9 protein-coding genes and 2 pseudogenes are annotated in these 12,586 nt (G+C 73.9%); 3 read left to right on the forward strand and 8 right to left on the reverse strand.

Annotated features, from left to right (window positions below):
* Nucleotides 1-301: 301 nt before the first annotated feature.
* Nucleotides 302-685 carry a ChaB family protein gene (locus tag AB0K67_RS14465; RefSeq protein ID WP_364058659.1) on the reverse strand — a complete coding sequence of 128 codons (384 nt, stop codon included), beginning with the start codon at nt 683-685 and terminating at the stop codon, nt 302-304.
* Between the two features lie 28 nt (nt 686-713).
* The gene (locus AB0K67_RS14470) at nt 714-995 is read right to left on the reverse strand and encodes a hypothetical protein (protein WP_364058662.1); all 282 of its coding nucleotides are present in this window, start codon (nt 993-995) and stop codon (nt 714-716) included.
* Between the two features lie 38 nt (nt 996-1,033).
* On the opposite strand from AB0K67_RS14470, the gene AB0K67_RS14475 reads away from it, so the two are divergent.
* From AB0K67_RS14475 to AB0K67_RS14485, 3 genes are all read left to right on the forward strand, one after another.
* Nucleotides 1,034-1,543, forward strand: coding sequence for a shikimate kinase (locus AB0K67_RS14475; protein WP_364058665.1), 510 nt, complete (start codon nt 1,034-1,036; stop codon nt 1,541-1,543).
* Between the two features lie 12 nt (nt 1,544-1,555).
* Nucleotides 1,556-2,110 carry a GNAT family protein gene (locus AB0K67_RS14480; protein WP_364058668.1) on the forward strand — a complete coding sequence of 185 codons (555 nt, stop codon included), beginning with the start codon at nt 1,556-1,558 and terminating at the stop codon, nt 2,108-2,110.
* Between the two features lie 105 nt (nt 2,111-2,215).
* On the forward strand, nt 2,216-6,502 hold the full coding sequence (locus AB0K67_RS14485; RefSeq protein ID WP_364058671.1) for a protein kinase: 4,287 nt from the start codon (nt 2,216-2,218) through the stop codon (nt 6,500-6,502).
* A gap of 56 nt (nt 6,503-6,558) precedes the next feature.
* Here AB0K67_RS14485 and AB0K67_RS14490 read toward each other — a convergent pair whose 3' ends face one another.
* From AB0K67_RS14490 to AB0K67_RS14515, 6 genes and pseudogenes are all read right to left on the reverse strand, one after another.
* A complete protein-coding gene (locus AB0K67_RS14490; protein ID WP_364058674.1) occupies nt 6,559-8,493 on the reverse strand; it encodes a protein kinase in 1,935 nt (644 codons plus the stop codon).
* A gap of 240 nt (nt 8,494-8,733) precedes the next feature.
* Nucleotides 8,734-8,943, reverse strand: coding sequence for an NAD(P)-dependent oxidoreductase (locus AB0K67_RS14495; protein WP_364058677.1), 210 nt, complete (start codon nt 8,941-8,943; stop codon nt 8,734-8,736).
* Between the two features lie 109 nt (nt 8,944-9,052).
* A pseudogene (locus AB0K67_RS14500) lies at nt 9,053-9,109 on the reverse strand (hypothetical protein); the annotation flags it as partial.
* A gap of 67 nt (nt 9,110-9,176) precedes the next feature.
* Nucleotides 9,177-9,743 (reverse strand): annotated as a pseudogene (locus AB0K67_RS14505) (NAD(P)-dependent oxidoreductase); the annotation flags it as partial.
* Nucleotides 9,744-9,940: 197 nt separating this feature from the next.
* Nucleotides 9,941-11,152 carry a hypothetical protein gene (locus AB0K67_RS14510; protein WP_364058680.1) on the reverse strand — a complete coding sequence of 404 codons (1,212 nt, stop codon included), beginning with the start codon at nt 11,150-11,152 and terminating at the stop codon, nt 9,941-9,943.
* 285 nt (nt 11,153-11,437) lie between these two features.
* Complete coding sequence (locus AB0K67_RS14515; protein WP_364058683.1) at nt 11,438-12,502, reverse strand: ThiF family adenylyltransferase; 1,065 nt, start codon at nt 12,500-12,502, stop codon at nt 11,438-11,440.
* Nucleotides 12,503-12,586: the final 84 nt, after the last annotated feature.

A 12,586-nucleotide genomic window follows, 5' to 3' on the forward strand; every position in this document is an offset into this window, starting at 1 on the left:
ATGCCCACCGTAGAAGCCGATCACCGCCGAACCGCCACGCGACGGTCACTCGGAGCGCGTGGCCCCACCGGCGGGCGACTGCTGCCGGGGCCACGGGCGGCGCGCGTCCGCCACGCGGAAGCACCGGGCGCGGCTCGGGAAGCGGAGGGCGGGTGAACGGAGGGCGCGGGGCATGCGAAAAGGCCGGCGATGCGCGGCGGTGGCCGACCGCCGCTCCTCGCCGGCCCTGTCGTCCTGCGCACCCGGCTGGTCGCCGGGAAGCCCGGAACGGCCCGCCGGCGCAGGCCGGTACGGGTGACGCTCAGCGGGACTTGGCCGTGGCCCTCCTGTTGGCCTTTTTGATGGCCGTGACGAGCTCCTGCTTGGTCATCTTCGACCGGCCGCGCACGCCGAGCTTGGCGGCCAGGCCCTGCAGGTGGGTCTTGCTCGCGTTGGCGTCCACGCCCTCGGCCGTACGGCCGGAGCGGTCGGTCGCGCCCTTGTCGGACGGGCCCTTCTTCGCCTTCGGCTCCCAGTGGTCGCCGACCTTCTCGAACGAGTGCTTGAGCGCGGCGAACGCGGTCATGTGCGCGCGGCGTCCCTCGCCGTACTCCTTGACGGCCGAGTCGTGGGCCTTGATCCACGTGTCCTGCGCCTTCTTGGGAGAACGCTTGACGGTCGACGGCAGCTCGTCAACACCTGGCATGGGGCTGCACCTCCTGAAGGGGCGGCGGTTAAAGGGGCGGCTCGTCGTAGCGGCGGCGGTCCTCGTACACGGTGGTACGCCGGGCGTGCGGCTCCTCGTAGATCTCGTGGCGGTGGACCGGCTCGTCGATCGGGCCGACCGCGCGCCGCGCGACCCTGATGCGGTAGAGGCCGAACCCCAGCCCGACCAGGCCGCCCAGCATGAGCACGACGCCGACTACGTTGATGTCGAGGCCGGCGAGGTCGAACTCGACGGCCCAGGTGAGGATCGCACCGAGCATGATGAGGATGATGCTTCCGGCGATGGTCATCTGATCTACCTCCTTGACAAGAAGGAACCTCTATCCACATGTCGAAAAACAAACCCGTCGTGATGATCGGGCTGATGGGCTCGGGCAAGTCGACCTCCGGTCGGTTGATCGCCGAGGCGCTGGGGCTCCCCCTGTCCGACAGCGACCAGTACCTCCTCGCCAAGTACGGGGCGACCTCCGCGCCGATCGCGGCCCGCGAGGGCAAGGAGACGCTGCACCGGTACGAGGCGGAGCACGTGCTGGACGAGCTGGCCGGACCGCCCAAGGTCATCGCGGCGGCGGCGAGCACGCTGGAGAGCCCCGAGGTGCGGGCGGCGCTGCGCAAGGCGTTCGTGGTGTGGGTGGACGCCGACGACGAGGTGCTGCGCGAGCGCATGCACACCAGCGACCACCGCCCCGACTATGACCCGGCCGCCATGCGGGCCCGCCGTGAGGGGTATTTCCGCGAGGTGTCCGACCTGATGTGCGACGTCGGCGTGATGAGCCCGGAGCAGGTGCGCGACGCGGTGCTGAGCAAAATGGGCTTGCCCGGTGATGATCGCGGCTGATAGCCAACGAGGATGTTCGCCGAGAAACCCACGCTGAAGGGCGAGCGGGTGACGCTGTGCCCGGTCGGGCCCGAGCACGCCGAGGGCCTGTTCGAGCTGGTGTCCGATCCGGAGGTGCGCCGGCTCACCGGTTCGCGCGCCCGCTTCGACCTGGAGAGCCTGCGCACCTGGTACGCCACCAGGGCGGGGCACGCCGACCGGCTCGACCTGGCGATCACGGTGGACGGCGCGTTCGTGGGCGAGGTCGTGCTCAACGAGCTCGACACCGACAACCTGTCCTGCAACCTGCGCATCGCGCTGATCGGCGCGCGCGCCTTCGGCAAGGGTTACGGCAGCGAGGCCATCGAGCTGGTGCTCGGCCACGCGTTCCGCACGACGCCGCTGCACCGGGTGCGGCTGGAGGTGTTCGACTTCAACGAGCGGGCCAGGCACGTCTACGAGAAGGCGGGGTTCGTCATGGAGGGCGTCGAACGCGACGCGCTGCTGTGGGAGGGCGAATGGCACGACGTGGTCGTGATGGCCATACTCCGCCCGGAGTGGCAGGCACGTGCCGGAACCCTGGCATAATGATCATGACGCATGGGTCCCCCGAGGCGCGCGGGGGACCTGTGGCGTCTTCGAGGCAACCAATGGGCGGTGTCGTGCATCTAAGCATCAGTGACGATGCGCTTGGTGCCCGGTGACCCCGAGAAGCTTGGCGGCTATTGGCTGGCTGCCAGGCTTGGCGCGGGTGGGCGCGGGGTCGTCTACGACGCCTATGACGACGAGGGGCGGCGCTTCGCCGTCACCGTGCCCAGGTGCGAGGTCGGCCACCGCTACGAGCAGGTGACCTGCCGCCATCTCGCCCAAGTGGTGGCCGTCGGGTCCGACGGCGGCATCCCGTACGTGGTCAGCGAATACGTCAACGGCCCCGACCTGCGCCAGGCCGTCGGGCTGCACGGCGGCCCCTACTCCGGCGACGAGCTGATCGCGCTGGCCGCCGCGCTGGCGACGGCGCTGCGGTCGCTGCACGCGGCCGGGCTGACTCATTCCGGGCTCAATCCCGAGTGCGTGCTGCTGGCCGACGACGGGCCCAGGGTGATCGAGCTGGGGCTGGCGGCCGGGGCGCAGGCGGGCGGCACGTGCCCGTACCAGGCGCCCGAGGTGCTGACCGGGCAGGAGGCCGGGGCTCCCGCGGACGTGTTCGCGTGGGGCGCGGTGGTGCTGTTCGCGGCCACCGGCAGCGACCCGTTCGGCGGCGACAGCCCGGGGGCCGTCATGCACCGGCTGCTGACCGTCGATCCCGACCTGAGCTGCCTGCCCGAGCCGCTGGCCGGGCTCGTGGAGCGGGCGCTGGCCAAGGATCCGGCCGACCGGCCCGCCGCGTCCGAGCTGCTCATCGAGAGCGAGACCGAGCTGCGCCCGCCTGAGGCGTTCGTGCGTACGCCGTCGCTGGGCGAGGTGGCCGAACAGGCGTACCTGTCGCTCACGCCGCGCCAGCAGGAAGAGGTGCCGGGGCTGCTGCTGCGGCTGCTCGACGGCGACCGGCCGCAGGACGAGGGCGAGGCGCTGGCTCCGCTCATGGCGGCGGGCCTCCTCGTACGCCGCAGCATCCGCGTTCCCCCCTCACAGACCGCCATCGGCAAGCTCGTCGCGATCAGCGACGACCGCGTCACCCCCGCGAGCGCCGCCCTCTACCGCGCCTGGCCCCGGCTGCGCGGCTGGGTCGCCGACGAACGCGACGGCATGGCCGTGCACCGCCACCTCCGCGAGGCCGCCAGACACTGGTCCGAGCACCGGCGCGACCGCAGCCACCTGCTGCGCGGCGACGAGCTCGCCGACGCGCTCGGCTGGGCCGCGGCCAAGCGCCGCCACGTGCGGCTCAGCCAGCTCGAACGCGACTTCATCAGCGACAGCGTGGCGCTGTCCAGGCAGCGCAGGAAGATGCTCGTGCCCGCGCTGTCGGCCGTCGCCGCCGTGGTCGCGGTCGCGGTGACCATGACGGTGGTGACCGTCCACGGGCAGAACGACCTGCGCGACCGCCTCATCGAGGCCGGCGCGCGGGCCGTCGCCGCGCGGGCCGACGCGATGCGGACCACCGATCCCCGCACCGCGATGCGGCTCAGCGTGGCCGCCTGGCGGATGTCGCCGGTCTTTGAGGCGCGGGCCGCGCTGCAGGCGTCGCTGGTCCAGCCCGAGCTGGGCGTGTTCACCGATCCGCGCGCGGACGGGCGGGCCAACTACCTGCTGCGCGGCGACGAGCTCGTCCGGTGGGACACCGCGTCCGTGACCGTCTACGACGTGCCGGGCGGGCGGCGGGTCGCCTCCTACCCGATGCCTTCAGGGAGCGCCGGGCTGAGCGACGACGGGCGGTTCGCCGAGGGACCTGACGGGCCCATCGAGGTGGCGACCGGCCACCCGCCGGCCGACGGGGTCTTCACGATCAGCCGCGGCAACAGGACCCGGGTCTACCGGGGGCCGCGCGTGCTGTTCGACGTGGTCGATCGCAAGGTGGCGCTCTCGCCCGACGGCACCCGCGCGGCGCTGTCCGGCCTCGACGGGCGGGTGGAGCTGTGGGAGCTGGTGCCCAGGCGGGTGCGCACCGGGGTGGTGAAGGTCGCTCCGCTCGCCGGGGCCGCCGCGCCGGCCCTCGCCTTCAGCCCCGACGGCGTCACGCTCGCGGTCGCCGGGCGCGACGGGGTCACGCTGGTGGGCACGGGCGGCAGGCGTACGGACGCCTCCGACGCCCTCACCGCCCGCACCGCGACGCAGGAGCCCGACCTGCCGGTCCTGCCGTCGCCGACCACGCCGTTCTCCCCCGGTCCCGGGCTCCTCGCCCTTCCGCAGCCGTCGTCTCCGGCCGCCCCCGACGCCCGTACGGACGCCGCATCGCCGCGCCCGGTCGCCACGGCCGCTCCTCCCGCCGCGCCCGACACGCCCGCCACGGCCCGCCCTGTGCCCTCGGGGAAGGGCGAGACACCCTCGGGGAAGGGCGAGACGTTCCGCCCTGCGCCCGAGACGCGCGGGCCGGCGGTCGCGTCGCGCGACAGGATCGCCGCACCGAAGCCCGTCCCGTCGCGCAGCCACGCCACCACCTCCACCCGGCGGCCCTTCCCCACCCCCTCGCCGAGCGGCTCCCCATCGGCCACCGCCTCGCCCGAGCCGACCAAGGTCCCGGCGTCCGGGACCTCCCGGCCCACCGCGACGCCCACGCCGGACGTGACGCGCACGGACCCCGCTGAGGGCCCTGCTGAGGGCCCCGCTGAGGGCACCGCTGAGGGCACCGCTGGGGGCACTGCCGACGAGACCGCTGCCACGAAACCCGAGGACAAGAGGGCGCGGGGCGACCGTGCGAGGCCGTCCGGCCCCGACGCGGGAGCCGGGCAGAACACCGGTGGGCGCAACGCCGCGCCCGCGGGTGACGCAGCGCGGGCGCGGACCGTGACGCTCGCCAAGGCCGTGAACGCCCCGCCGGTGGCGGAGCCCGGCGAGACGCGGGACGCCGTGGCATCGGCGCGCGCTGCCGAACCAGCGCCTGCCGCCGGGGAAGCTCGCACCGCCGGGGACGCACGTACCGCCGGAGAAGCGCGTGGCGCCGCGTCGGGGCCTGAGCCCGCGGACGCGAACGCGCGGGACACCATGGTGACGCGGGACGCCGCGTCCGTGCGGCAAGGCGCGAAGACGCAGGCGGAGAGCGCGAAGGCGCAGGCGCAGGTACGGGCGGAGACCGCGCGGGTCGTGGCGCGGGCCATGCAGGCGAAGAAGGAGCGGGTCAAGAGCAGCGATCCCGGCACGGGCGCGGACGGCACCTGGGGCGTCGAGATCGTGGACGGCCTGGAGGTGACGCCCGCGACGGCGGCGGGCCCGCTGGTGTTCAGCCCGGACGGCCGCCTGCTCGCGCTGCCCGGCGACGGCGAGGTACGCGTGTGGAACGTCGCCGAGCGCCGCCTCGCCGGCTCCTACCCGCTCAAGGACCCCGGCAGGGGCCTCGCCTTCTCCGCCGACGGCCGCGCCCTGCACTACCTGAGCGGCGTCGGCACGGTCGTCTCGCTCGACGTCTCCGGCCTGCCGGCGCCGGCCGGCGAGGAGCAGGTGGCCGCGTTCTCCGGCAACGGGAGGGTCGCGGCCAAGGAGGTGGGCAACGGGATCGAGCTGACCGACGCCGAGAACCACAGGACGCTCGGCCGCATCGCCGCCGCGGGCGACCTGGCGTTCGACGCGACCGGACGGCTGCTCGCGGTGGCGGGCGACCCGGTGACGGTATGGGAGGTGCCGAGCGCCCGCCGGGTGACGTCGATCGCGGCGGGCGGCGACGTTCCGGCCGTGGCGCTCTCCCCCGACGGCCGCACGCTGGCCACGGCGCGCGGCCGTCTCCTGGAGACGTGGGACGTGCACTCGGGGCGGCGGATCAGGGCGTACGAGGGCGTGGGCGACCTGGCGCTGGCCTTCAGCCCCGACGGCAGGACGCTCGCCACCGGCACCCGCCTGCTCGACCTGCGCACCGGGCAGGTGACCCCGCTCGATCAGGCCGCCGAGGCCGGCGACGGCGCGGCGACGACCGCGCTGGCGTTCTCGCCCGACGGCGACCGGCTGGCGTTCGGGCTGGAAGGCGGCAGGGTGCTGCTGTGGAACGTCCGCGAGCGGACCTCCATCGGCACCATCACGACCGGCGGCGGCCCCGTGGACGAGCTGCGCTTCTCGCCGGACGGCGAGCTGGTGGCGGTCAGCGCGGGCCGTACGTCGCTGTGGGACACCGCGACGCTGCGCGAGGTCGGCCAGGCCGGGTCGTGGGCGGCGGGTCCCGCGTTCAACCAGGACGGCACCCACCTGCGCGGCGTGGCGCTGGACGGCTCCGTACGCGAGTTCCCCGTCGATCCGGCGCTGACGGCGCGGGCGGTGTGCGAACGCGCGGGCGGCTCGCTGACGCGCGAGGAGTGGGCCCGCCTGATCCCGGAGGCCGGCTACCGCGACATCTGCTGACCCGACGGCCCGCTCCCCCGGCCGCGCGGCCCGGCCGCCTCAGTCCCCGTGGCCTGCTACTCGTTGCGGACCAGCTTGATGACCTTGCCCTGCGGAGTCGCCACGAGGTAGCCCGTGCGGTGGTACTCGTCGCTGGCGTAGACGAGCAGCACCTGCTTGACCGAGGTGAAGCCGTAGTCGGGGTCCACGATGATGTGGTGCGATGTCGGGTTGGGCACGCCGAGGTCCTTGTCGGCCCGCTTGAGCAGGGCGGGCAGGCGGTCCCAGTCGAACGTGTCGAGGTCGACCAGCGGCGTCTTCACCTCGCCGCCGATGCGGGGCTCTTCGAGCCGGCCGTCGCGGTAGTCGTAGGTGTCGTAGACGCCCTTGTCGTGCTTGGTCGGCACCTCGATGGAGGCGTGCTGCTCGTACACGTACATCTTGACGACCTTGCTGCCGCCGATGACCGGCTTGGCCTTGGCGAGCATCTCGCGGATGGCGGCGGGGGTCAGCATGTTCCGCGGAGCCGTCGGCGTGGGCGTCTGAGTGGGGGTGGCCGTACGGCTGGGGACGGCCGTGCTCGGGGCCGGCGTCCAGGACGGCGGCGCGGTGAGGGCCAGGTGGCTCGGGGTGGGGTCCTGTACGGGCTCCTCGTTCGTGCCGGGCAGCAGCCGCCACACCAGCACACCGGCCACCACGACGGCCGAGAGCGAGACCGCCACGGCCGCTCCCCTGCCGCGCTGCCCGGCGCCTCGCGGGGCCAGCGTGTCCGCCTGCGGCACCGGCCCGCCGCCCGGCGACGGCCGCTGCTGGGGGCGCGCGTGGCCAGGCGGCACGGTGTGCGCCTGCCCCGGCCCCGAGGCGTGTCCCGGCCCCGAGGCGTGCCCTGACCCCGAGGCGTGCCCTGACCCCGAGGCGTGCCCTGACCCCGTGGCGTGCCCTGGCCCTGTGACCTGCCCAGGCCCCGTGGCGTGCCCCGGCCCTGCAACGTGCCCCGGCCCCAAGGCATGCCCCGGCCCCGTGGCGTGAGGCCAGGCCGCCTGGCTGGGCTCGGGAGGAGGCAGGGGCTGCGGATGGCCGTGGCCGGTCGGCGGGAAGGGCTGCGGATGATCGCTGTCGGGCGGCGGGAGGGGCTGCCGCAGGCCCGGCTCGGGCGGTGACGCGGGCTGAAGCGGGGATGCGGCGTCGGGGTCCAGGGCCGCGGCGAGCATGCGGTCGAGCGTCTCGGCGTCGGGACGGGCGGCCGGGTCGCGAACGAGCAGCGCGGTCAGCACGGGCGTCAGCGCCCCGGCCCGCTCCGGCGGCGGCACCTCATGGTTGAGCACCGCGGCCAGCGTGGCCAGCACCGTGTTCCTGCGCAGCGGGTGGCGGCCCTCGACGGCGACGTACAGCATCATGCCGAGCGACCACAGGTCGGAGGCCGGCTCGCCCTCGACGCCGTTGATGCGCTCCGGCGCCATGTACTCGGGCGAGCCGATGAACGCCCCCGTGGACGTCAGGCTGGTGGACTCCCGCATGGCCGCGATGCCGAAGTCGGTGAGCACGGACCTGCCGTCGGCGTGCAGCAGCACGTTGGCGGGTTTGACGTCACGGTGGTGGATGCCGACGGCGTGGGCCGCGCGTAACGCCGACAGCACCTCCCGGCCGATCCGCGCCGCCTCCGCCGGGGGCATGGGACCGCGCTGGACGCGCTCCTGGAGCGAGCCGCCGGTGACCAGCTCCATGACGATCCACGGGTAGCCCTGCTCGCCCGGATCCACGATGTGGTGGATGGTCACGACGTGCGGATGGTTGAGCCGGGCCAGGGCACGCGCCTCGCGCAGCACCCGGGCGCGCAGCTCGCGGGCGTGCGTGGGATCGTGCTCGTCGATCGACGGGTCGGGCGGGCGCACTTCCTTGAGCGCGACCTCGCGGTGCAGTGCGACGTCCCAGGCCCGCCACACCAGGCCCATGCCGCCTCCGCCGAGGCGCTCCACCAGCTCGAAGCGGCCGTCGATCACCCGTCTCTGCATGCGCAGCAGCGTAAGGCCGAGGCGTCCGCCGCCGCCATCGTGCCTCTACGGGGAAGCCCCGCCAGGGGAACCCGCCGCCGCCAGCGCGCCCCCGCGGGGAGGCCCGCCAGGGGAACCCGCCGCCGCCAGCGCGCCCCGGCCAGGGAGAACCGCCGCCGCGCTCTCGCCCGTTAGGCGCACCGCCGCGCCCCCGCTCGGAAGGCGCCCCGCCCGGAAGGCGCGCCGCCGCTCCGGGCGGCGTCAGGCGCTGATCGCGAGGTCCCCGGCCGTCACCCCGTGGGCGAACGGCAGCCCGCGCGCGTACCTGGCCAGCTCGTCCACGGCCAGGTCGGCGATGCGGGCCAGCTCGCCGCCGAGCGAGCCCGCGACGTGGGGGGTGAGCAGGACGTTCGGCAGGTCGTACAGGGGTGAGCCGGCCGGCAGCGGGTCGGGGTCGGTGACGTCGATCACCGCGTACAGGCGGCCTGAGGTCAGCTCGGCGATGAGCGCGTCCTGGTCGACGAGGGCCGCCCCTGGCGGTGTTGATGAGGGTGGCGCCGTCGCGCATGCGCGCCAGGCGGGCCGCGCTGACGAGGTGGCGGGTCTCCGGCAGGTCGGGCGCGTGCACGGTGACCACGTCGCTGCGCTCGATCGAACAGCTCGTCCAGCTCGACGTGCGCGACGCCGAGGTCCTCCTTCAGGTACGGGTCCGCGACCAGCACCTCCAGCTCGAACGGCCGCAGCAGCTCGATCACCCGCCGCCCGATCCTGGACGCGCCGATCACGCCCACCGTCCGCCGGTAGTTGCCGAACCCGGGGAACAGCGTGTCGAGGTCGGGCCGCGTGCCCGGCCACTCCCGGTAGAGCCTGGCGCTGTCGAGCACCCGCTTATTGGCGAACAGGATCGCGGCCAGCGTGTACTCGGCGACCGGCTCGGCGTTGGCGGCGGCCGCCGACGACACCAGCAGCCCGCGCTCCCAGCACGCCTCGGTGACGTGGTGCTTGACGGACCCCGCCGCGTGCACGATCGCGCGCAGCCTGGGCGCCGCCGCCAGCACCTCGGCGGTGATGGGCGGGCACCACCAGCTCGTCAGCAGCACCTCGGCCTCGGCCAGCGCCTCTGCCACAGCGGGGTCGGCGAAGTCGGTGGCCACCAGATCAGGGTCGATGTCGGCGACGGCGAGCAGCCGGTCGCGCACGGGAGCGGTGATGAGGCGGGCGGCGGTGTCGGCGCCCATCGCGAGCAGGGTCTTCGGCCGGGAATCCGTCATTCGCTCCCCCGATGTGCTGCGGTCGCCTTGATCATAACGAGGGGGATATTGCGGGATACGCCCGGGTTGTCGGGGAAGGCCGATCAGGCCGCGGATCAGCTCAGGCGGCCGATCAGGTCCAGGCGGTCAGCTCAAGGCGGTCAGGTCGCGACGGTCAGCTCAAGGCGGTCAGGGTCGTGGCGGTCAGCCTGAGGCGGTCAGAGCAGGGCGCCGGCGCGGCGGAGCCGGCGTTCCCGGAAGGCGAGCAGCGGGGGCAGGCCGATTCGCAGCGCCACGTACGCGGTGACGAGCAGCGCCTCCCAGAACTCGGCGGACCCGATCTGCCCGGAGGCGAGCCGGTCGAGGCCCCACTGGGCGAGCGACAGCATGAGCGGCAGCATGACGGTGAGGAAGAGCCAGACCATGACCGCCATGCCCGCCACGTACAGGAGCGCGAACCAGCGGGCCATGTCGCGGTCGCGCGCCCCTGACGCGGCGAGCTCGGCGGCCTCCGCCTCGGTGAGGCGGAAGAGCCGGTTCTTCACGGTCAGCCAGGTCGTCCGGTAGAGGTTGTGGCAGCGCAGGGCGTTGGCGAGCAGCGCGTACGAGTCGCTGCGCAGCGGCAGCGCGGCCCACTGCCACACGATGGCGACGACCCTGAACAGGATGACGGCGGCGAGCAGGTCGCTCACCAGGCCGGGCGGGATGATCATCCGCAGGGCGAGCGCGACGGCCACGACCACGATCTCGACGGCCATCCCGGCCAGGTAGACGCCGTGACGGCGGTTGCGCGGCACCGCGACGATCTGGGTCAGGTCGGTCTCATAGACGATGTACATGCCGCGGTAGCTGACGCGGAACGTGGCGGGCACGCCGACCGCGCGCCCGGCGAGCCAGTGCCACGCCTCATGCAGCGCGCCGAACGCGATCCCGAGCACCAGCCAGCCGAAGACGGACAGGCCCATGCTGGGCAGGAACCACGCGTCCTGCCAGGAGGGCCGCAGGTCAGGGCGGGCCACGAGGACGGCGATGACGAACACCAGCGCCGCCGCGTACACCGTCCATCCGGTACGCCCGAACAGGCGGGCCGCGGCCTGAGGGCTGATGCCCTCGATCCACCTGATACGGCGGCCGCGCCCGGAGGTGTCGTCGTCGGGCGCGGCGGTGGCGGCATCGAGCAGGCCCGCCGCGGTGAGCCCTTCGATGAAGTCGTCGCCGTCGACCGGCTCTCCGGCCTTCTCACTGGCGCGCGCCGTGGCCTCGGCCACCGACCCGGTCTCCTGCAGGGTGGTGACGAAGACCGCGCCCGGCTCCGGCACCGCGACGAACACGCCCAGGTCCGGCCGGCCCAGCACCCAGGCCTCGCCGTCGAAGGCGACGGTCAGCCGCGCGGCCCGCTCCCGCAGGCCGGCGTCCGTGGACGCGGTCATCGGTTCCCACCACCAAGAAGTGTGATCGCTGTCGAAGTGCGGAAGCGAGGCGGAAGGCGGGGGTCGCTCCCGGAGCGCGAGGGCCGTCGTGAAGGGCGGGGGGTGGCTCCGGGAGCGCGGGTAAACCGCGTGGCACGCGGGCACGTGCCGTGATCGCCTCTTGTGTGTGGGGCCGCGCTCCACACCGGAGAGAAGCGCGGCCCCGCATCATCAGGAGTCCGAACCCGGGTCGGCGTCGACGGTCAGCCGGGTGTTCTCGATGCGCACGATCTCGATCTTCATGGGTCACCTCCCTCCGCAGACTTCACAGTCGGGATCGCGGGTCCATTCGGTGCGGCTGGTGGCGCATCCGCCCGCGAAGTCGATGATGAGCGGCCGGCCCGCGTAGACCGGCGGCTCGAAGCCGGTGAGGTAGCGCAGGACCTCGAAGGCCCCGTACGCGCCGAGCAGTCCGGCGACCGGCCCGATGCCGCGGTTGGGCCTGGGCCCGTCGCGGTAGAGGCGGATCGCGGCGAGGTCGGGGCTGTCCGAGCCGGCGCTCGGCGGCACGCACGCGCGGCAGGCGCTGACGCCCGGCGCGACGGACCACACGGTGCCGGAGGTGACCCACATGCCGCCCCGTACGAACGGCACCCCGTGCCGCACGCAGGCGGCGTTCACCCACAGGTCGATCTGGGCCGGCCGGTCGATGCCCGAGGCCACGACGTCGGGGCGGGTGCGGGCGACCAGCTCGTCGAGCTGCTCGGGGCTCTCCACGCCCATGTCCACGGTCTCGACCTCGATGGACGGGTCGAAGGCGCGGACCCAGTCGGCGGCGCGCTCCACCTTGCGCGAGCCGACGTCGTCCCATCGGTAGAGGTACTGGCGGGCGAAGTTGCGCGGGTCCACGGTGTCCCTGTCGAGCAGGGTCATCTTGCCGACGCCGAGCCCGGCGAGGTGGGGGATGGTGTTGGAGTTGAGCCCGCCGGTGCCGAGCACCAGCACGTGCGACTCGCGCAGCCGGCGCAGCAGGTCCTCGCGGCTGCGCCGGAGGGTGCCGAACGACTCGAAGAAGGCGAGGTTGCTGAAGTGGCGTTCGGCATCGCCGGGGTCGAGCAGGCCGAGGCTGTCCCCGTCCTCCAGCAGGCGTTCCGCGTCGAGCGCCGCGACGGCGGCGGAGACGTCGGAGACCGGCAGCGACAGCTCGTCGGCGAGCTCCTCGACCGTCCTGCCGCCCTGCTCGAGAAGGTCGAGCAGCTTCTCCACCGTCCCCTCGGGGTCGGTGAGGACCAGCCGGTCGCGGGGGTCGTACACGAGCCGCAGCTCGTCCCCGACACGCTCGCGGGCGAGGGTCTTCAGTCTCGGCCTCATCGGTTCTTCAGCGCCCAATCAGTCACGGAAGTGCTGGTCAGACTCTGACAGCCGGGTGCATGGACGCCGCATGGATCCCGCATG

Source organism: Nonomuraea sp. NPDC052634 (genome assembly GCF_040678535.1).
GTDB classification, from domain to species: Bacteria; Actinomycetota; Actinomycetes; order Streptosporangiales; family Streptosporangiaceae; genus Nonomuraea; species Nonomuraea fastidiosa.

Bases quoted from the DNA above. Each gene is read 5' to 3' on its own strand.
- AB0K67_RS14480 (WP_364058668.1), top strand. From the start codon at position 1,556: ATGTTCGCCGAGAAACCCACGCTGAAGGGCGAGCGGGTGACGCTGTGC.
- AB0K67_RS14490 (WP_364058674.1), bottom strand. From the start codon at position 8,493: ATGCAGAGACGGGTGATCGACGGCCGCTTCGAGCTGGTGGAGCGCCTC.
- AB0K67_RS14510 (WP_364058680.1), bottom strand. From the start codon at position 11,152: ATGACCGCGTCCACGGACGCCGGCCTGCGGGAGCGGGCCGCGCGGCTG.
- AB0K67_RS14470 (WP_364058662.1), bottom strand. From the start codon at position 995: ATGACCATCGCCGGAAGCATCATCCTCATCATGCTCGGTGCGATCCTC.
- AB0K67_RS14475 (WP_364058665.1), top strand. From the start codon at position 1,034: ATGTCGAAAAACAAACCCGTCGTGATGATCGGGCTGATGGGCTCGGGC.
- AB0K67_RS14515 (WP_364058683.1), bottom strand. From the start codon at position 12,502: ATGAGGCCGAGACTGAAGACCCTCGCCCGCGAGCGTGTCGGGGACGAG.
- AB0K67_RS14465 (WP_364058659.1), bottom strand. From the start codon at position 685: ATGCCAGGTGTTGACGAGCTGCCGTCGACCGTCAAGCGTTCTCCCAAG.